The sequence below is a fragment of the Caproiciproducens sp. NJN-50 genome (assembly GCF_004103755.1).
Lineage (GTDB): Bacteria > Bacillota > Clostridia > Oscillospirales > Acutalibacteraceae > Caproicibacter.
The window spans coordinates 869,568-889,339 of the sequence record NZ_CP035283.1 but is presented as its reverse complement, the minus strand read 5'-3'; the positions used below and the strand labels follow the sequence as shown (position 1 = coordinate 889,339).

The window sequence follows — 19,772 nt, the reverse complement described above, 5'->3', positions numbered from 1 at the left end:
AAGACCCACACGGTCCACCGGACCGTGTGGGTCTTCTCTTACATTCAGGGATGCGGCGGAAGTGCCGCGGACTATTCCACTGTGACGGATTTCGCCAGATTTCTCGGCTTATCCACATCGCAGCCCTTCTGCACGGCGGTGTAATAGGCCAAAAGCTGAAGCGGAATGACGGCGAGCACCGGAGCCAGAACATCCTGAACGGCGGGGATATACAGGGCAGCTTCGGCTACCTTCTCGATGCCTGTGTTCCCTTCCATCGCCAGGCCGAGAACATTCGCGCCCCTGGTGGTGACCTCCCGGATATTGCTGATCATTTTGTCATACAGCCCGCTTTGCGTCGCGAGCGCGATGACGACCGTCCCGTCTTCGATCAGGGCGATGGTTCCGTGTTTTAATTCCCCTCCGGCATAAGCCTCGGAATGGATATAGGAAATTTCTTTCAGCTTCAGCGCTCCCTCCATGGCGACGGCATAGTCGATGCCCCTGCCGAGAAAGAACATATTCCGATGCATATAGTTATTGGAGGCAAATTTCTGAAGCGTTTCCCTGTGATCGAGCATCTGTTCCGCCTTCTGCGGCAGGGTCAGCATATCGCTTTTCATGGTTTCCATTTCCTCGTTTGTCATGGTGCCCCGGTGCTGGGCAAAATACAGCGCCAGAATATACATGGCGATCAGCTGGGTGGTGTAAGCTTTGGTCGAAGCGACCGCGATCTCGGGCCCCGCCCAGGTGTAAAGGACGTCGTCCGCCTCGCGCGCAACGGAGCTGCCCACGACGTTTGTGACGGCCAGCACTTTGACTCCCCGGCTCTTCGCCTCGCGCAGCGCGGCGAGCGTATCCGCCGTCTCTCCGGACTGGCTGACGACGATCAGAAGCATTTTATCCGTCAGGAGCGGATCGCGATAGCGGAATTCCGACGCGATATCGACCTCCACCGGAATCCGCGCCAGCTTTTCAATGACGTATTTTCCGACAATTCCCGCGTGGTAAGCGGTCCCGCAGGCCACAATATAGATTTTTTCGATGTCCTTGATCTCCCGCTCCGTAAACGAGATGTCGTCCAGCCTGACGGGCTGGCCGGGCAGGATGCGGGAGGTCATGGTCGCCTTGATGGCGCCCGGCTGCTCGCAGATCTCTTTCAGCATAAAGTGCTCATACCCGCCCTTTTCCGCGGCGTCCGCGTTCCAGGTGACGTGTTTGACCGGTTTCTCGGCTCTCTCGCCCTCCGGAGTGTATACCTCCACCGAGTCCTTCCGGATGACGGCGAATTCCTTGTCTCCCAGGTAGATGAAATCCCTCGTATAATTCAGCACGGCGGGGACATCCGACGCGATGAAGTTTTCTCCCCTGCCGACGCCGATGACCAGCGGGCTGTCTTTTCTCACCGCAATGAGCCGGTCCGGCTCATAGACGGACAAAATGCCCAGAGCATAACTGCCCTCCAGCTTGGAGACAGTTTTCATTACCGCTTCCAGCAAATCTCCGCTGTAATAATAATCGATCAGATTCGGGATGACCTCCGTGTCCGTTTCGGAATAAAAATGATATCCCTTTCCGATCAGAAATTCCCGCAGATGCTGATAGTTCTCGATAATCCCGTTGTGAATGACGCTGACGGTTCTTTTCCCGTTCGTGTGAGGGTGGCAGTTCGTTTCCGAAGGCTCCCCGTGCGTCGCCCAGCGGGTGTGGCCGATGCCGACGGTGCCCGGCAGCGCCGCCGCCTTCAGTTTCTTCTCAAGGCTCGCCAGCCTCCCCTTGCTCTTCGCAAGGCTCATTTCTCCCTTTTGATTCAACACCGCGATTCCGGCGGAGTCATACCCGCGGTATTCCAGTCTGCACAGTCCGCTCAGAAGAATCGGCTGAGCCTCCCGGTCTCCGATGTAACCGACGATTCCACACATGTTTTTAGCCTGCCTTTCAAAAAAGTATTCAGGCTTTCAGGTACCCTGCTGAATTTGTTCGGGGATCACTCCCTGTTTTTTTCAGCATTTCCGGTAGTACCATACCGCAAGGCATCCGCCGAAGTTTCGATTTTCCTTGTCCTCGTCAACTCGCGCTGGAAGGGCCGCGCGAGTTCTGGCGCTTCTGATTCCGTTTGAAAGCCTTGACCTATCATACAATACCAGTTTAAGTTTTTCAAGTGAAATTGTTCCCTAAAAAAGCCGGGGGAGGGCGCAATCTTTTTCATAACTCCCAGCCGCATCTTGCCAAACGCCGGCGGGCGGGCAGCAAAAATGGCCGTCCGGCTGGAAAACATAAAACCGAAGAGCGCTATTCCTGTTTGATCGCGGTCAGCGCGCTGATCTTCATCGCCCGGTTTGCGGGCAGAATTCCCGACGTCACCCCGACCAGGGTGGAGAAGGCGAGGGAGGCGAACACCAGCCAGACCGGGATGATCGAAATAGCTCCGCCCATCCCTAGGACGCCGTCCCCGCCGCCGGAGGACGCCATGCGGGCGGCCAGCGAATTGAGGAAGGCCGATATTCCATAGCTGATCCCGATTCCGGCCGCGCCGCCGAGAAAACCGATCGCTCCGGCCTCCATCAGGAACATGGCCCGGATGTTCCATACGACGCATCCTAGGACCTTCATGATTCCGATCTCCCGGGTGCGCTCATAAATCGACATCACCATGGTGTTGGTAATGCCGAGCGCCGCCACAAGCAGAGAGATCGCGCCCAGCCCGCCCAGGATCATCTGCACGGTGCGGAGCTGTTTTTCCATCGCGTCGCGCTGGCTCTCCATGCTGTACGACTGGTAGCCGAGGCCGGTGATCTGCTCCACCGCGTCCGGCACCGCGTCGATCGAGTCCATTTTGAGGACGATCTGACCGTAGGAATCCTGCGCATCGCCCTTTTTGACATTGTTCAGCTTGTCGTACTTTTCCCGCAGCTCCTTCGCGTAGGAAAGATCCATGAAGATGCAGTCGCTGGGACTCGGATTTTTGCTGTAATCCTCCGCCAGCGTGCCGAGCACATGGAGTTTTACTTCCTTCTGCTTCGCCGTGGAATCCTCCGGAGGATTGACGTTCAGCGTGAATTTATCCTTTGTCAGGTCCACAAAGGGCTCCGGCAGATTTCCGTTTTTGTCGGGCGTCCGGTCGACATAGTTATCGTCTTTTTTGTTGCCGTCTACAAAATCATAGGCAGACTGGCTGCCGAACAGAATATCCGTCTTCTGGAAATCGGACCCGGGAAGGCTTCCGGTCTCCGCCTGAAAACCGAAGGTTTCCAGCGTGTCCATCGCAACCCCGTAGATCATGCCCTGAAACTGGTATTTCCGGCATTTTACGGTGACACAGGAGGAATCCAGAAAATAGACCGGCGTTACGGCGGCTAGATGCGGCAGCTTCTGGATTTCTTTGAGCGCTTTCTCATCCAGCCCTCCGGAGGAACCTTTGGAACCTCCTCCCCCGCCGTATACGGTGACGACGGTCAGGTCGCCCATGCTTTCCATCGTGTCCTCCATGCTCTGCCGCATCCCGAACCCAAGGGAAAGCATGACGATGATCGCGCAGGTGCCGATCACGACGCCCATCACGGTCAGCGCCGTGCGGACGCGCCGGTGAAACAGGTTGGAAAGGGCCATTGCAATCATGTCGCGGAACTTCATCTCAGGCTCCTCCGCCGGGCTCGTCGTAGTCGTCCGACTCCTCCAGCAGACGCAGCTTTTTCGCCTTCCGTTTTTTTAAAAATACGGCGGTCCCGGCCGCAATGGCAATAACCCCCGCGGCGACGCCGGCCCACAGCTTCCAGCCCGACCCGCCCTTCTGCGGCCCGGTTCCCGGCGTCCCGTCCGGATTCACGCCGTCCGGCCCTCCCGCTGCCGGGACTTCCGCGGCCTGAACCTCCGTGGAAAACTTCTTAACAACCGTCGTAACCTTCCCGGAGGCGTCCTCATAATTGAACGTCGCCGTCCCGGAGAGAGTCCCCTCCTTCTGCGGCGTCAGCGCCGCCTGCAGCGTGTCGCTCGCCCCGGAATCCACGTTGCCGATGTACTGAGCGCCCTCTTCGGTGCCGAAGTTTCCCGCCAGTTCGACGGAGACGTTATAGACCTTGCTTTTTCCCTTGTTGACATAGTCGACGCTGACCTGCCCGGCCTCCCCCGCAAAAAAAGGGCTGCTCAGCGCCGGCTCGCCGATCTCGAACCGGATGGGCTGCGAAAGCGGGATGGTGATCGTCTCCTGGGAGGTCAGGGTCTGGCGCTTGCCGTCCACGACCGCGTCGTAGCTGAAGTTGACGATCACGCCGTAGGAATTCGGAGCGGCGTCCGCTTTCGGCAGCAGCGCGATTGTCTTTTTCACGGTTGCTCCCGCGCTGAGCTTCGGGATAAAAAACGTGTTCGAGGACTGGGAAGGCGTGAAAACGCTGCCCGTGGTGGGCGCCTTGTCGGAGTCCGAATCCCCCGTGTCGGAGCCGACCGTCATTTTGCAGTTGTCAATGGCGGCCGAGCCGGTGTTCCGCACGTTCATCACCAGATTGAACTCCTGCCCGCCGGTCACGGCCTTGCCGCCGAAATCGTAGCTTTCAATAATAAGCTGAGGCTTGCTGTCTCCAACCTCGCCGGTGTCGTCCTTCCCGGTTTTTGTCCCGGTGATCGGAAGGTAGATCTTCGACGCGGACTTGTCGGTATCGTCAGCGGAGAGCGAGATGCCCACCGGGTAGCTGCCCGTCTCCATTTTGGAAAGACACGCGAGAGGGTAGTTGACGGTTGCCGACGCTCCGGGACTCAGGTTTCCCAGCGTTTTGGTATCCGTCTCCCCCCGGATGCTCACGCCCTCCGCGCCGGAAAGGTCCAGGACGGAGAGGACGTTGGCGCAGGCGGCGGAACCCGTGTTCTTCACGGTCAGGGTCAGCCCGAAGGTCTCCCCTTCCCTCACCGGCGAATGGTCCAGCTTGTAGGAACTGACCGTCAGCTGTCCCTGATCCTCCGTGTCGGAACTGGAATCCAGCTTGCTGAACACCAGATATTCGACGGTGTAGGATGGCACTTTGTTATTATCATAAGTTACGACGTCGTTTCCTTTCGCGTCTTCACAATAGGTGATTTTAAACTTTAAAACGCCGTAGCCGCTTCCCATGCGTTTCAGATACCGCTGCGGGAGGTAAAGATGATACGTCACAATTCCGGTATCCTCCGGGTAGGAATCATCGTCATCACTGTTGGACGTTTCGATTTTCGCCGAAAAATCGGATTTGCTGACGGAAACGGAGCCGGTTTCCGCTCCGATATCAAAAACCGCGTATCTTGCCTCGCTGATATTAAGCGCGTTAAAAATTTGCGATGAGTCGGAACCCTTCGTATCAAACGTCTGCGTAAAGGTCAGGTCCACGTCAAACGGGCTGCCCACTCCCGGCGCGGCGGGGGTGACCGTCGCGGAGGTCACGCGCGGGTCCTGAATTTCCTTTACGTTGGCCCGCGCCGGAGCCGCGGCCCCGAAAGCGGCCGAAAACGCCAGCGAAGCCGCAAGAAACAATGCGGCTGTCCGGCTCTTTTTATGTCTCATTCTTTTTGCTCCTCCTCTTTTTCCACCGCGGCGGGACTGTTTTCATCCGAAACCTTGCACCCGTCGTGGATCGTAATAACGCGCCCGGCGTACCTTGCAATCTCCGGATCGTGTGTTACAATAATGAGGGTTTCCCCGTATTTTCCGGCCATCGAGACCATCAGCTCCATGACCTCCCGGCCGGTCCTGCTGTCCAGGTTTCCGGTCGGCTCGTCGGCAAAAATCAGCTTCGGCCTCGCGACAAAAGCGCGCGCAATGCCGACGCGCTGCTGCTGTCCCCCGCTCATCTGCGTCGGTTTGTGCATCAGCCGGTCGCCGAGCCGGACCGCCCGGAGCATTTTGACCGCCTTCCGGGTCCGGATCTCCTTCCCGACTCCGCGGAACGCAAGCGGCAGCGCCACATTTTCGACCGCGGTCATGGTCGGCATAAGATTGTAGGACTGAAAGATAAACCCGATGTTTTTCTGCCGGAACAGCGCCCATTGCTTTTCGCTGTAGTCTGTCACATCGGTCCCGCCGATCACGACGCTGCCCCGCGAAGGACGCTCCAGCCCGGCCATGATATTGAGCAAAGTGGATTTTCCGGAGCCGGAGGTCCCCAGAACGCAGCAGATTTCCCCCTGTGCGACGCTTAGGCTGATGCGTCCCAGCGCGACGATTTTTTCAGTGCCGATATGATACACTTTCCGAATGTCGCGGATGCTGATCATGTCCATGAAATCCCCCTTTAGCTGCCGGAAATTTGCTAAAATATTACAATTTTCATTTTATTCTCATTTTTCTTCAAAATCAATGAACAAATTTGTAACATCCGTATTCATACAGATGTTTCCTCCTGCCGATGGATTCCCATCCGGCCGTATAGGGAATCCTCCGCCAGCGTAAAATAACGAAACACAGACCCCCAAGGCGAACGGCGAAGAAAGAGGCGACTTTCATGACGACATTTGAAGAACTTTACGGCAGGCTCGTCAAGGCCTCCGTGCAGAACAGGCTGCCGGAAGAACTGGAACAGGTCAGAAAAGAAAAGTATGACCCGCACCAGCTGGACTGCCTGCTGAATCCGGAAAAACATCCGCCGGTGATCCGGATCGGAGACTGTGCCTGTTCGGAAGACGAACGGGCGGCCTGCGCGGGAAAATGCCTGTTCGACGCCTTGTACCGGGATGAAAAGGGCAACCTGGTCGTCGATCCGGAGCTTTGCGTCGGGTGTGAGGACTGCGTTGAAAACTGCAAGGCGCACAAGCTGACGGAAAGCCGCGACATCCTGCCGGCGCTCGAAGCGATCCATCATGCCGATGCCCCGGTCTACGCGATGATCGCCCCGGCGTTCATCAACCAGTTCAGCAGCGAAGTCACGCCGGGCAAGCTGCGCTCCGCGTTTAAGCGCATCGGCTTTGCCGGCATGGTGGAGGTTGCCCTCTTCGCGGACATCCTGACCCTTAAAGAAGCGCTGGAATTCGACCGCAATATTTTAAAGGAAGAAGATTATCAGCTGACCAGCTGCTGCTGCCCGATGTGGATTTCGATGATCCGACGGGTCTATCATGAGCTGATTCCCCACGTTCCGGGCGCCGTTTCACCGATGGTCGCCTGCGGCCGATCGATCAAGACTCTTTACCCGAAAGCCGTGACCGTCTTTATCGGGCCGTGCCTCGCCAAAAAGGCGGAGGCGCGCGAAAAGGACGTGGCGGATTCGACCGACCACGTCCTCACCTTTCGGGAAATGCGGGATATTTTTGATTTTGCCGGAATCGACCCGGCAAAGATGCCGGAGGATGAGCGGGACCATTCCTCCAGGGCGGGCAGAATCTACGCCAGCACCGGCGGAGTGAGCGAGGCGGTACAGAAAACCGTCGAACGGCTGAACCCGGACCGAAAGATCACCGTAAAAGCCGCGCACGCGGACGGCGTGCCCGGCTGCAAAAAAATGCTGAGCGACGTGCTGGCGGGTCATGTCACCGCGAATTTTATCGAAGGCATGGGGTGTGTCGGCGGCTGCGTCGGCGGTCCCAGGGCCCTGATTCCCGCGGAGGAAGGCCGGAAGAATGTCCGCCGCTACGGGGACGAAGCGGCTTATCCCACGCCGATCGACAATCCTTTCGTCATTGAGCTGCTGCATCGTCTTGGATTCGACACGGTCGAAAGTCTGCTGGAACACAGCGACATTTTCACCCGGGACTTTTAATAAACCGCAGAAATCCCGTCACGCGACGGGATTTCTGTATAAACGAATCAGAATATTACATACCGTATTGATTCATTGCCCGTTTTCGGGGACAATTCGCCTGTTCAGACGATGGTCAGTTCTTTGGTGTAATGGTTCAGCACCTCGCAGCCGGATTCCGTCACCAGTACCAGGTCCTCGATCCGCACGCCGAATTCCCCCCGCAGATAGGACCCCGGTTCAACGGAGAACACCATGCCGGGCTGCGCGACAGTCAGACTTGCCGGACCGTTCTCCGGCGCTTCGTGACAGTCGAGCCCGCAGCCGTGACCGAGGCGGTGTGTAAAATACCTGCCGTATCCCGCCTGCTCCAGCACGCTTCTTGCAGCGCGGTCGATCTCGCACATCTGTACGCCCGGGCGGATCATCGCCTCCGCCGCAAGATTTGCTCGTTTCACGGCGTCGTACACTTCCCTCTGCCGGTCACCGGCGCGGCGGAAAAACACCGTGCGCGTCATATCGCACCAGTAGCGGCGGATCGGATTGAACAGGTCGAGGACGACGCAGTCCCCTTCCCGGATCACCGCGTCCGAGGGTTCGTGATGCGGGTCGGCGGCGTTGGCTCCGAACGAAGCGATCTCGATCTCAGGCGAATGGTCCCCGCCGTTTTGGGCATACAGGTTCTGTACGGCGAGCGCGATTTCATTTTCACGCGCTCCTTCCTTCACCATGCCGACGGCAAACGCCATAACTTTGTCGTTGACCTGCGACGCTTGCCGCATCGACGCGATTTCCTCTTCGTCCTTCCGCATGCGGGCAAGATCGACCGGGGCGGAACCTTCCACAGGCACAAGGTCGCTCCTGCTCTGCAGAAGGCCGACCAGAAACCCGGACCTCCACGTTTTGTCAATACCGATTTTGCCCGGCAGCAGGGCGTCGGCAAGAGCCTGCACGGGGTTCTCTCCATCTTTGTGCAAAATCAGTTCCACCCCCGCCTGCGGCTTCAGGCAGAACAACTCGTTGCCGAACAGCTTGACGGTTCCGTCGCTCCGAAGATAGAGAACGAGCATGCGCTCGAAAGGTTCCACCCAGACCCCGGTCAGATAATAGACGGACGGAGTGGCCGTCACCAGAATCTGGTTCAGGTCTTCCTTTCGCATATATGTAATCACTTTTTCCAATCGTTCCCGATTCATTGCCACATTCTTCCTTCCAATCAAATGTGATTTTATTTTACCGTTTTCCGCACCGCTTTTCAAGGCGAATTCTTCCGTGAAACAAAAAACGGCCGCGCGGCCCGAAAAAAGCCGCGCGGCCTGTTTTTACATTCTATGCTCCTGCCAGTGCTCGGCTTCGACGGCGCACCCGCACTCGTCCAGCTTGCCGCGGAGCTGATCCGGCCCGGTTCCCGTTGTATCGTAGTCGACGGCCACCCTGTCGCGGTCCCTGCTGATGCTGACGGAGAGAACGCCCGGAATCGAGTCGAGGCGGCGCTTGATTTCTTCGCAGTCTCGCTGGTCTTCCTGATGCTTCAGGCTGAAATAGACGCTGGCCTTAGACAAAAAAATCACCTCCCCGCTTAGTATGTGCGGCGGGGAGGTTTCTATCAGATCATGATTCCTTCGTCTTTCCCTGATCGGCAACGCTTTGGATTTTGGCCCGGATCAATTCCGGATCGCCAAGGTATTCTTTGCCGGTGACGTTCCACTTTTCATCAAGCGTATAGACCAGAGGCACGCCGGTCGGGAGATTGACCCCCGTGATTTCCTCCTTCGAGAGCTTTTCAAACCAGTAAATCAGCGCGCGCAGGGAATTTCCGTGAGCCGCGATGAGAACACGCTTTCCGCTTTCCATCTCTTTTCGGATGTTCCGCTCAAAATAAGGAACGACCCTTGCGATGGTATCCGCCAGACTTTCACCCCGCGGCAGCTCCCGCGCCGGCACCTCCCGGTACTGGGCCTGAAGGCGGGGATTCCTCCCGTCGCCTTCGTCCAGCAGGGGCGGACGGACGTCAAAGGAGCGCCGCCACATCTGTACCTGCTCTTCGCCGTATTTTTGCGAGGTTTCCGCCTTGTTCAGCCCCTGCAGCGCGCCGTAGTGGCGTTCGTTCAGCTTCCAGCTTTTCACGACCGGAAGCCATTCCCGGTCCATCTGCTCTAAAGCTAGATTCAGCGTATGGATGGCTCGCTTCAGGCAGGAGGTGTAACACAGGTCGAAGTCAAAGCCGTTTTGCCGAAGCAGAGCCCCCGCGTTTCGCGCCTCTTCCCTGCCGTTGTCGGACAGGTCCACGTCCGTCCAGCCGGTAAACAGGTCCTTTTTGTTCCATTCGCTCTCCCCGTGCCGAAGCAATACCAGTTTCATGGAGCTCCCCCGTTTCTACCGGAACGCCTTGACCCGTTCGTCAACGTTCCCCGTATCCTTGCTCTCCGGTTTGCCCTCCACGCTGCCGAACGGCATCTGAGCCAGCAGCTTCCAGCTCTTGGGGGCGCCCCAGTTCTCCCTCACCTTTTCGTCGATCAGCGGATTGTAGTGTTGCAGGCTTGCCCCCAAGCCCGCTTCCTCCAGCGCCGCCCATACGGCAAGCTGCAGCATGCCGGAGGACTGAAGCGACCAGAGCGGGAAATTGTCTTTGTAGGGCGGGAATTGATTCTGCAGACCGGTGACGACGTCCTGATCTTCAAAATAAAGAACGGTCCCGTACCCGCTGCGAAACGAGTCGATCTTTTCCTCCGTCTTGGCGAAACGGTCCGCCTGGACCATGCCTTTCAGGATTCCCTTGAGGTCGTCCCATAAGCGGTCATGATTTTTCCCAAACAGGACAATGACACGGGAGCTTTGAGAATTAAACGCACTTGGCGACGCGCTGACCGCACGGCGGACAATCGAAAGGATTTCATCTTCCGTCACGGCGGAGTTCCTCCCGATGGAATAGATCGAGCGGCGGCTTTCGAGCGCCTTTAAAAAATTTTCCTTCATATCGAATCCTCCCTTTCACCGATTCTTTTTCTATTTTTATCATAACCGATTTGATTGGTAAAATCCACCGCAAAAACAGAGAAACACAGGGGCGGACGGAACAAATTTTTGTTTAAAAAATAATAACTATTATTATTTTTTCTCTTTACAAAGATGACGCTTTTCGCTATAATGCAGAAAAACGGGAGGGAACAGCACATGGACTTTGAATTCTGCAAAATGGAAATCTTCGTTCCAAAATCGCACCTGGAAGCCATTCGCAGGGCGCTGCAAAGCGCGGACGCTGGGCATATCGGAAATTACGACAGTTGTCTTTCCTACAGCGAGGTCACAGGGTGCTGGCGCCCGCTGGAGGGAAGCCATCCTTACGACGGCGAACAAAGCCGAATTTGTGTTGGAGAAGAATATAAAGTGGAGGTTCTCTGCAAAAAAGACAGCGTGGAGGAAACCATCCGGGCGGTCAAAGCGGCGCACCCCTACGAGGTGCCAGTCATCAACGTCATTCCGCTGTACCGCACGGGACTTTAATGCAAATCAGAACATAAACGGGAGGCATGGAACATGGACCGGAATTTATCCTACCGATACCCGTCCACCCGCAAAGTGGTATTCGGAACAAAGGGAATGGTCGCGACATCGCAGCCGCTTGCCGCGCAGGCCGGGCTGGATATTTTGAAACAGGGGGGCAATGCCGTCGACGCCGCCGTCGCGGCGGCGGCCGTACTGACCGTGACGGAGCCGATGTCCAACGGCGTGGGCGGGGACGCGTTCGCACTGGTCTGGGCCGGCGGCCGGCTGCACGGCCTGAATTCCAGCGGGCGATCGCCGGCCCTGCTGAACGCCGAAGCCGTGCGGAGCTGCGGTTTTTCGGAGGTTCCGCGCTTTGGGTGGCTGCCTGTCACCGTTCCCGGCATTCCGGCCGCCTGGGCGGAACTTTCCAAAACCTTCGGCCGGCTTCCTCTGACGCGGACGCTGGAACCCGCTATCATCTGCGCCGAAGACGGCTGGCCGGTCGGTCCGGTGACCGCGGCCGCCTGGAAACGGTTCGAGGAAGAGTTCCTCGGAGGGCTGACCGGACCGGAATACGAACCGCTCCGGGACACCTTTTTCCCGTCGGGACGCGCACCCCTCGCGGGAGAATTGTTCCGTCTGCCGGAGCTTGCCGAAACGCTGAAAGAGCTGGCTGTAACCAACTGCGAAAGCTTCTATCGCGGCGGGCTGGCGGAAAAAATCGACCGGTTTTCCCGCGCAACAGGCGGTCTGCTCCGGAAAAGCGACCTGGAGCGGCATTCGTCGGACTGGGTCCGGCCTCTTCACGTCCGCTACCGCGGATACGAGATTTCAGAACTTCCGCCGAACGGGCACGGAATCGTGGCGCTGATGGCGCTGAACATTTTAAAGGGATTCCCGATGGAAAGCAGGGACAGTCCGCTCAGCATTCACCGCATGATCGAATCCCTGAAACTGGCTTATGAAGACGGCAGGGAATATGTCGGCGACCCGGCAACGATGAAAGTTTCCGCCGAAGCCCTTTTGAGCGAATCCTACGCCGAGGAACGGCGCAGCCTGATCGGGGACCGGGCAGTCCTTCCAAAGGCGGGACAGCCCGAAAAAGGCGGCACGGTCTACCTCTGCACGGCGGACGCCGATGGAAACATGGTTTCCTACATCCAGAGCAGCTACTGCAGCTTCGGCTCCGGGCTGGTAGTGCCGGGAACCGGCATTTCCCTCCAAAACCGGGGGATGAATTTTTCCATGAATCCGGAATCCGGGAACTTCATCGGACCCGGCAGACGGTCCTATCATACGATCATCCCCGCATTCCTCTCAAAAGACGGCGCCCCGGTCGGGCCGTTCGGGGTGATGGGCGGTTTTATGCAGCCGCAGGGACACCTGCAGGTCGTGACGAACACGGTGGACTTCGGCCTGAACGCCCAGCAGAGTCTTGACGCGCCGCGCTGGCGCTGGGTTGGCGGAAAGCGGATCGAGGTGGAGCCCGAGTTCCCCGCCCATCTGGTCCGGGAGCTCCAGGACCGCGGCCACGAAATCAGCATCTCCACCGTCACGGACGATTTCGGCAGAGGGCAGATCATCTGGAAAAACGCGGAAGGAGTTCTCACGGGAGGCAGCGAATCGCGGGCGGACGGACAGGTGGCGGCATGGTAGCGAACAGCGGCGCGGAGCTTTTGCTCCGCGCCGCTGTTCCATCTGATGATTACAGATTCGCCCCGGCAAACTGGCTGTTGTAAAGGTCGGCGTAAAACCCGTTTTTCGCCATCAGTTCCCGGTGGTTCCCCGCTTCGACAATCGTCCCGTGATTCATCACGAGGATCAGATGGGCGTCGCGGATCGTGGAAAGCCGGTGTGCGATGACGAAATTGGTCCTTCCCCTCATCAGCACGCTCATCGCCTTCTGAATCAGGACTTCGGTGCGGGTGTCGACGCTGCTGGTCGCTTCGTCCAGAATCAGCACGGCCGGGTCCGCCAGGATCGCGCGGGCGATGGTCAGAAGCTGCTTCTGCCCCTGCGAGATGTTGGACGCCTCCTCGTTCAGAACGGTCTGGTACCCGTCGGGCAGGGATCGGACAAAGTGGTCCGCGTGAGCGGCCTTCGCCGCGGCCACGATCTGCTCATGCGTCGCGTTTTCCTTTCCGTAGGCGATGTTTTCCTCGATCGTCCCGTTGAAAAGCCAGGTGTCCTGAAGCACCATGCCGAACATGGTGCGCAGATTTCCCCGGGCGATGTTCCGGATATCCACTCCGTCGAAGGTAATGGCGCCGCCGTTGATCTCATAGAACCGCATCAGAAGATTGACCAGGGTGGTCTTTCCCGCTCCGGTCGGCCCCACGATGGCAACGGTCTCGCCCCGCTTGAAATCAAGATTCATGTCTTCCATCAGCGGCGCGGATTCCGAGTAGCCGAATTTCACGTGGTCGAAGCGGATATTTCCCTGGGGGTCTTCCATTTTCACGGCGTCCGCCGCGTCCGGGATATCCTCCTCCTCGTCGAGGACTTCAAAAACGCGCTCGGCGCAGGCGAGGGTGGACTGGATGATATTCGCGATGTTGGCGGTCTGGATGATCGGCATGGAAAACGACCTGGAGTATTGGATGAACGCCGTGATATCCCCGATGTTCAGCATGCTTTTCGTCACGAAAATTCCGCCGACCACCGAAATCAGCACATAGCCGATATTGCTCACGAAATTCATCAGCGGGTACATGACGCCGCTCATAAACTGGGCTTTCCATCCGGCGGCGTAGAGGTCGTCGTTGATTTGCTCAAAGGTTTCGATCGATTCCTGTTCGCGGCCGAACGCCTTCACAATAATGTGGCCGGTGAACATTTCCTCGGTGTGCCCGCTGAGATTGCCGAGATGCTTCTGCTGCGCCTTGTAGTATTTCTGGGAGTGGGAAGCAATCAGCATGGTGACGCCGATGTAAAGCGGCAGGGTGCACAGAACGATCAGCGTCAGGATCGGGCTGTAAAGCAGCATCATAATGACATAACCGAGAATCTGGCACACGGACTGGATCAACTGCGTCAGGCTCTGCTGCAGCGTACCGGAAATGGTGTCGATGTCATTGGTCATGCGGCTGAGGATATCGCCGCTCGTATGCCCGTCATAGTATTTGAGCGGCAGCCGCGAAAGCTTGTCGTTCAGATCTTTCCTCAGGCTGTAAACCGTCAGCTGGGCAACTCCCGACATCATGTACTGCGTCAGGAACGAGAACAAGGAGCTTAGAAGATAGATTCCCAGCAGGAACAGAAGGGTTTTGGCAATGGCGCCGAACGGGATCGCCCCTCCCGTTTCCCGGATATCCCCCAGATATTTTTGCAGGTCTTCCTCGCTGATTTGGAACGACTGTCCGCTCTGGCCGGACTGGGGCATTTTCTTCGTCAAAGAAACAAACTGCCCGACGGCCTTCGCCTTTTCCTCCGCGCCGGAAACGTCGCTGACGCGCGGCAGCTTGGCAAGTTCGCGCATGGCATCCAGCTGTTCCGGCGAAACCGTCTGGGCGAGCTTTTCAGAGAACGCTTTGTCCGCGGCTGCCGCCGCCTGCTGCTCCGCCGCGGCGATCTGTGCCTCGGAGGCTCCCTGCTTTTCCAACGCGGCGCGGGCGGCCGACTTGGCCTGCTCCTCCGCCTGAGCGCGTCCGGAATCGATCTGTTTCAGCTGCGCGGTCAGGGCGGGACCGACGGAGTCCTGCGCCTTGCTCACCTCGGAAACGATTCGTTTCGCAATAAAGCCGTCCGTCATCTGGTTGATCGCATTGCCGCTGATTCTCGGCGCCAGGACGGTAAATGCGGTCGAGAAAAGCGTAAAAACAAGGACGAACGCAAGCTTCCAACTCTGCGGTTTCAAATACCCGGTCAGGCGCCGGAGCGTCCCTTTGAAATCCTTGGCCTTTTCCACGGGCCTGCCAATGGCCCCTCCCGGACCTCCGCCCGGTCCGCCACGCCTCGCTCCGCCGGCAGAGCCGGTTCTATGCTGATTTTCGCTCATGCCAATTCCTCCTCGGAAAGCTGCGACTCCACAATCTCGCGGTATATTTCGCATTCTTTCAGCAGTTCCCTGTGGGTCCCGATCCCGGCGACCGAACCTTCGTCCAGAACAATGATTCTGTCGGCGTCCATCACGGTTCCGACGCGCTGTGCAACAATAATCACGGTGGCATCCGCCGTATCCTTTTTCAGGGCTGCGCGAAGCCTCGCGTCCGTTTTAAAGTCGAGCGCGGAAAAGCTGTCGTCAAATACATAGATCTCCGGGCGCCTGACCAAAGCCCTTGCGATGGAAAGGCGCTGCTTCTGCCCGCCGGAGAGGTTCCGGCCGCTTTCGGCAAGCAGGGAATCGTACCCGTCCGGCATCCCGGTGATAAATTCGGAGGCCTGCGCCACCTGCGCGGCGTGGCGGATCTCCTCCTCCGTGGCGTCCTCCCTGCCGTACAGCAGGTTCTCTTTGACGGTGCCCGTGAAAAGGCTGGCCTTCTGGGGGACAAAGCCGATCCGTTTTCTCAGGTCCTCCTGCGTCATCGCCTTCACATTCGTGCCGTCGACCAGGATCTCCCCCTCATCCACATCGTAAAAGCGGGGAATCAGATTGATCAGCGTGCTCTTGCCGCTGCCGGTCCCCCCGATGATGGCCGTGGTCTCCCCCGGCCTGACGGAAAAAGAGACATTGCGGATCGCGGGCTGTTCCGCCCCGTGGTAACGGAAGGTGACGTTCCGGAATTCGACATAGCCCCTTTCCTCTTCCGCAGCTTCCGGCTGATCCGGATCGACGATTTCGGGGGTTGTCTCCAGAACCGCGCTGATGCGGTCGGCGGCGGCCTGCGCGCGGGGAATCATGACAAACATCATGACAAACATCAAAAGCGAAAACATGATCTGCATCGCGTACTGGGTAAACGCCATCAGCGCGCCGATATTCATTTCCCCGGTGTCGATCCTCTTGCTCCCGAACCAGAGGATGCTTGTCGAGACCAGATTCATAATCATCATCATCATCGGCATCAGAAACGCCATAATGCGGTTGACACGGATATAAGTGTCGGTCAGATCCCGGTTGGCGTCTTCAAACCTAGCCTTTTCATGGCCGATCTTGTCAAAGGCCCGGATGACCCGGATCCCGGTCAGATTCTCCCGAAGGATCAGATTGATCCGGTCCAGCTTTTTCTGCACCTGGCGGAACAATGGAATGACCCTCGAGGTCACGAGCCAGATGACCAGAATCAAAATGGGAAGCGCCACGGCAAGGACAATCGTCAGCGTCCGGTCCTGATGATAGGCCTGCATGATCCCTCCGATACAGGTCAGCGGCGCACGAACCATCATATTGATGATCATGATCGTGACCGTCTGTATCTGGATAATATCGTTGGTCGTCCGCGTAATCAGGGTCGACGACCCGAATTTATCAAACTCGTGCAAAGAAAAGTTTTCCACACGGCGGAAAACCTGGTTTCTCAGGTTTCTGCCCAATCCGAGGGCAACTCTTGAACCGAGATAGCCCGCCGCCACAGCACAGATCACGCCGCCCGCGGCAATCAGGAGCATGATTTCGCCGGTTTTCCAGATATAGCCGATGTCTCCGGCCATGATACCGCTGTTGACGATATCCGACATCAGGGTCGGCAGATAAAGGTCGGACATCACCTGAAGAAACAGAAGAAGCAGGATCGTGATGATCGAAGCTGCAAACGGCTTCAGGTTCCGATAAATTTTCAGCATTCATAGACCTCCCGGGTGATGAGCCTCAAGATTGTTTTTTTGCTGGATCTGGCCAAATTCGTAGCGGAACGCTTCATCGAGAAGCTCCGCCAGCATTAAACTCTTTTCCGCTCCGAGGTAGAGGACCAGTCCATGGATATGGGCGGCCAGCCGTCTCCTGTGGGCTAGGAGAAGCCGGCGGCCTCCCTCGGTCAGCCGGATGCGGTTAATCCGCCTGTCCCTGTCGTCGGTGCTGCGCTCCACCAGATCCATTTTTTCCAGATGATAAGCGGCGGGAGTCACAGTCGGAGATTTCAGGTTCAAACAGCGGCTCAGTTCCTTGATGCTGACGCCCTCTGGGAAATCGGGTTCCAACTGTTTCAGGGCAAACAGGATCATCATGTCGCTGTGCCTGCATTCATGGCTTTGCGGGTGCTTCCCGCGGTATGGGATGTCGCGCAGCCGGCGGAACTGGACCATGGCGTCCAACAATCTTTTTGTTGCCTCTCCGGTGCGTCCTTCTTCTGGCATCCGGCAACCTTCTTTCAAAATTAATTAGGATTTCTATCTATTTGGTTTCCTAATTATACGCCTGCTTCGCCGGAGGGTCAACATTTTAATTTTATAGGTTTTCCAATCAAATTAAAAAAACAATTGTGTACTATACCCAAAAACATGGAATCAATCCGGACTCGCCCGACGCGAAAGAGGGCTGTCCAAAAATTGGAAAGCTGTTTGCGGCACAGCGCCGCTGAGAAGTCACAAAAAAGAGGGACAGCAAAAGTCCCCTGTTCAGCTTTTATCTGAACAGGGGACTTTTGCTGTTTCACCGCCCGCCGTCGGGATGCTTTCAAGGGGTATCCTCCCAGTCCACAACTTCCTTCGCCGACGGAACCCGAGCCTCTTCCATCAATTTCAGCATTTCAAGCGCGCTGCGGAAACTCTGTGTCTTTTCCTGCTCCACCCAAGTGATGCTTCCCTGCCAGGTCGCATTCTGACGGAATTTGATGTGCACCAGAAAAGTAGCGCGGTCCTGCTTTAAAGCTGTTTCAATGTCCGGTTCCATGAAGTTTTCCACCTTCCTGACGATCGTTTTTGTATACTTGGATTCAAAACTTCGGCTTTGGGACGATGCCTGGGGAAATTGCATACTGTCACACAGCTGGTCTATCGCAAACAGAAGTTCCGTTTCGCTTTTAAAAGCAAAAGCCCTGCGGTAGTATCCGCTGAAAAGGCATCCGGCCATCCCAGCGTCCGGCTTTGCATCCAGAGAAATCAAAATCTGAGCGGGTGAAAGTTTTCCTTTGTAATTCGTATTCAGCATTACCTTTCACTTTCCATAATTTAGGATTTTTATTATTATATACGATTTCAGTCGACCCGTGGGCACTGAAACAAGTTAAAAATCCCTTCCTGGATGATATTAGGAGACAGAATTGTCCAATTGGCGTCAATTGCGGGAATTCATCGTCCGGAAAACAGATTTGATTTTGCCTATGCGCCTGTCTGAATGGTGGTCCTTCTCACCGAACAGTAAAAGAAAATGCTTGCGGCAAGCGATACGCTCTCCGCGGCCGGAAACGCGAACCAGACCGCGTCCAGCCCGATTTTAGACAGCAGGTACGCGCACGGAAGCAATATGACAAGCTGTCGCAGGAGCGAAATAATCAGGCTTTTCACCCCGTCGCCGACCGCCTGAAAGGTTGTGGAAAAAACGATGCCGAACGCGGCGGGCAAAAAGCAGAGCGAGATGGTGCGAAGCGCCGGGACCCCGATCTGGAGCATACGGCCGGATGCGTTGAAAATCAGCAGAAGCTTGTCCGGTATCAGCCAGAACCCCGCCATGCCGATTCCCATGATGACCGCCGCAATCGCGCAGCCGATTTTGACCGCGCTGAGCAGACGGCTGATCTTTCTCGCTCCGTAATTGTATCCCATTACGGGCATCAGCCCCTGATTCAGCCCAAAGACCGGCATAAAAACAAAAGACTGAAGTTTGAAATAGACGCCGAAGACGGCGACTGCCGTACCGGTGAAACCGATTAAAATCGCGTTCATGCCGACCACCATGACGGAACCGGTCGACTGCATGACAATGGCGGGCAGCCCCACGGCATAAATATTCTGTACCGTGCGCCAGTTGACGCGGAAAAAGTGAAAATCCACTTTCACTTCATGTTCTCTGAAAAGCAAAACCAACAAGGCAACCACCATAGACAGAATCTGAGCGATCACCGTGGCGATCGCGGCGCCCCTGACTCCCATGGCAGGCACCCCAAAAAGCCCAAAAATAAAAACCGGGTCAAGCAGCATGTTGCCCACGGCGCCAATCAGCTGAAAGATCATGGGAAAGACCATATTCCCGGTGGCCTGCAATATTTTCTCAATGTTGATTTCAACGCATGCTCCGAAGGAAAACATACAAACGGTGCTCATGTAGGCGGAACCCATCGAAACAATCTCGGGGTCCGAGGTAAAGGCTCTCAGAAACGGGCCCGAACAAAACAGGCCGATAACAAAAAACAGCAAACCGTTTGCAAGCCCAAGAAGAAGCCCATGGGTTGCCGCCTGGTCGGCCTCTTCCCTGCGGTTTTCTCCCAGTCGGCGTGCGATCAGCGAGTTCAGGCCGACCCCGGTCCCGACCGCCACCGCAATCAGCAGGGTCTGAACCGGAAACACCAGCGACACGGAGGTCAGCGCGTTTTCACTGATCTGTGCAACAAAATAGCTGTCCACGATATTGTACAGCGCCTGGACCATCATGGACAGGACGGCCGGAATAGACATCGTGACAATCAAACGAAAAATGGGCATGGTGCCCATCTTATTTTGCCGATTTTCTTCCAAATGGGTTACCCTCCTTTAAATTCTCTCTTATTTTATCTGATTCCGGCGAAACTTACAACCATGCAA

The 19,772-nt window shown here is 56.7% G+C and carries 17 protein-coding genes; 3 read left to right on the top strand and 14 right to left on the bottom strand.

Going from position 1 to position 19,772, the window contains the following annotated elements; genetic code table 11:
• Positions 1–71: 71 nt before the first annotated feature.
• The 4 genes from glmS to EQM14_RS04275 form a co-directional block, all read right to left on the bottom strand.
• Positions 72–1,901, bottom strand: a complete 1,830-nt coding sequence (glmS, locus tag EQM14_RS04290; RefSeq protein WP_128741791.1) for a glutamine--fructose-6-phosphate transaminase (isomerizing) — start codon at positions 1,899–1,901, stop codon at positions 72–74.
• Positions 1,902–2,271: 370 nt separating this feature from the next.
• On the bottom strand, positions 2,272–3,612 hold the full coding sequence (locus tag EQM14_RS04285) for an ABC transporter permease (RefSeq protein ID WP_128741790.1): 1,341 nt from the start codon (positions 3,610–3,612) through the stop codon (positions 2,272–2,274).
• Position 3,613: 1 nt separating this feature from the next.
• Positions 3,614–5,506 (bottom strand): COG1361 S-layer family protein, encoded by a 1,893-nt coding sequence (locus EQM14_RS04280; RefSeq protein ID WP_128741789.1) that lies wholly within the window; start codon positions 5,504–5,506, stop codon positions 3,614–3,616.
• On the bottom strand, positions 5,503–6,222 hold the full coding sequence (locus EQM14_RS04275; RefSeq protein WP_128741788.1) for an ABC transporter ATP-binding protein: 720 nt from the start codon (positions 6,220–6,222) through the stop codon (positions 5,503–5,505). The genes EQM14_RS04280 and EQM14_RS04275 overlap by 4 nt, the downstream gene beginning before the upstream one ends.
• Before the next feature lie 221 nt (positions 6,223–6,443).
• Here EQM14_RS04275 and EQM14_RS04270 point away from each other — a divergent pair, with 221 nt between their 5' ends.
• Positions 6,444–7,694 carry a [Fe-Fe] hydrogenase large subunit C-terminal domain-containing protein gene (locus EQM14_RS04270; RefSeq protein WP_128741787.1) on the top strand — a complete coding sequence of 417 codons (1,251 nt, stop codon included), beginning with the start codon at positions 6,444–6,446 and terminating at the stop codon, positions 7,692–7,694.
• Positions 7,695–7,798: 104 nt separating this feature from the next.
• On the opposite strand, the gene EQM14_RS04265 is transcribed toward EQM14_RS04270, so the two are convergent.
• The 4 genes from EQM14_RS04265 to EQM14_RS04250 form a co-directional block, all read right to left on the bottom strand.
• Entirely contained in the window at positions 7,799–8,869 is a 1,071-nt protein-coding gene (locus EQM14_RS04265) for a M24 family metallopeptidase (protein ID WP_128741786.1), read from the bottom strand.
• A 126-nt stretch (positions 8,870–8,995) separates the two neighbouring features.
• Positions 8,996–9,235, bottom strand: a complete 240-nt coding sequence (locus tag EQM14_RS04260; RefSeq protein WP_164918962.1) for a heavy-metal-associated domain-containing protein — start codon at positions 9,233–9,235, stop codon at positions 8,996–8,998.
• A 49-nt stretch (positions 9,236–9,284) separates the two neighbouring features.
• Positions 9,285–10,034 (bottom strand): 2,3-diphosphoglycerate-dependent phosphoglycerate mutase, encoded by a 750-nt coding sequence (gene gpmA / locus EQM14_RS04255; protein WP_128741784.1) that lies wholly within the window; start codon positions 10,032–10,034, stop codon positions 9,285–9,287.
• Between the two features lie 15 nt (positions 10,035–10,049).
• On the bottom strand, positions 10,050–10,649 hold the full coding sequence (locus EQM14_RS04250; protein ID WP_128741783.1) for a nitroreductase family protein: 600 nt from the start codon (positions 10,647–10,649) through the stop codon (positions 10,050–10,052).
• 198 nt (positions 10,650–10,847) lie between these two features.
• Between EQM14_RS04250 and cutA the strand changes: the two genes are divergently transcribed.
• Both cutA and EQM14_RS04240 read left to right on the top strand, forming a co-directional pair.
• On the top strand, positions 10,848–11,177 hold the full coding sequence (cutA, locus tag EQM14_RS04245) for a divalent cation tolerance protein CutA (protein ID WP_128741782.1): 330 nt from the start codon (positions 10,848–10,850) through the stop codon (positions 11,175–11,177).
• 33 nt (positions 11,178–11,210) lie between these two features.
• On the top strand, positions 11,211–12,815 hold the full coding sequence (locus EQM14_RS04240) for a gamma-glutamyltransferase family protein (protein ID WP_128741781.1): 1,605 nt from the start codon (positions 11,211–11,213) through the stop codon (positions 12,813–12,815).
• Positions 12,816–12,864: 49 nt separating this feature from the next.
• Here the strand turns inward: EQM14_RS04240 and EQM14_RS04235 are convergent, their stop codons facing one another.
• The 6 genes from EQM14_RS04235 to EQM14_RS04210 form a co-directional block, all read right to left on the bottom strand.
• Positions 12,865–15,156 carry an ABC transporter ATP-binding protein gene (locus EQM14_RS04235; protein ID WP_128741780.1) on the bottom strand — a complete coding sequence of 764 codons (2,292 nt, stop codon included), beginning with the start codon at positions 15,154–15,156 and terminating at the stop codon, positions 12,865–12,867.
• Positions 15,153–16,880, bottom strand: coding sequence for an ABC transporter ATP-binding protein (locus EQM14_RS04230; protein ID WP_128741779.1), 1,728 nt, complete (start codon positions 16,878–16,880; stop codon positions 15,153–15,155). Before EQM14_RS04230 ends, EQM14_RS04235 begins: the two co-directional genes overlap by 4 nt.
• A complete protein-coding gene (locus EQM14_RS04225; RefSeq protein ID WP_128741778.1) occupies positions 16,881–17,390 on the bottom strand; it encodes a MarR family transcriptional regulator in 510 nt (169 codons plus the stop codon).
• Positions 17,391–17,467: 77 nt separating this feature from the next.
• Complete coding sequence (locus EQM14_RS04220) at positions 17,468–17,713, bottom strand: hypothetical protein (RefSeq protein WP_128741777.1); 246 nt, start codon at positions 17,711–17,713, stop codon at positions 17,468–17,470.
• On the bottom strand, positions 17,710–18,183 hold the full coding sequence (locus EQM14_RS16620; protein WP_243112618.1) for a hypothetical protein: 474 nt from the start codon (positions 18,181–18,183) through the stop codon (positions 17,710–17,712). The genes EQM14_RS04220 and EQM14_RS16620 overlap by 4 nt, the downstream gene beginning before the upstream one ends.
• Before the next feature lie 170 nt (positions 18,184–18,353).
• Complete coding sequence (locus EQM14_RS04210) at positions 18,354–19,706, bottom strand: MATE family efflux transporter (protein WP_128741776.1); 1,353 nt, start codon at positions 19,704–19,706, stop codon at positions 18,354–18,356.
• Between the last annotated feature and the right edge of the window lie 66 nt (positions 19,707–19,772).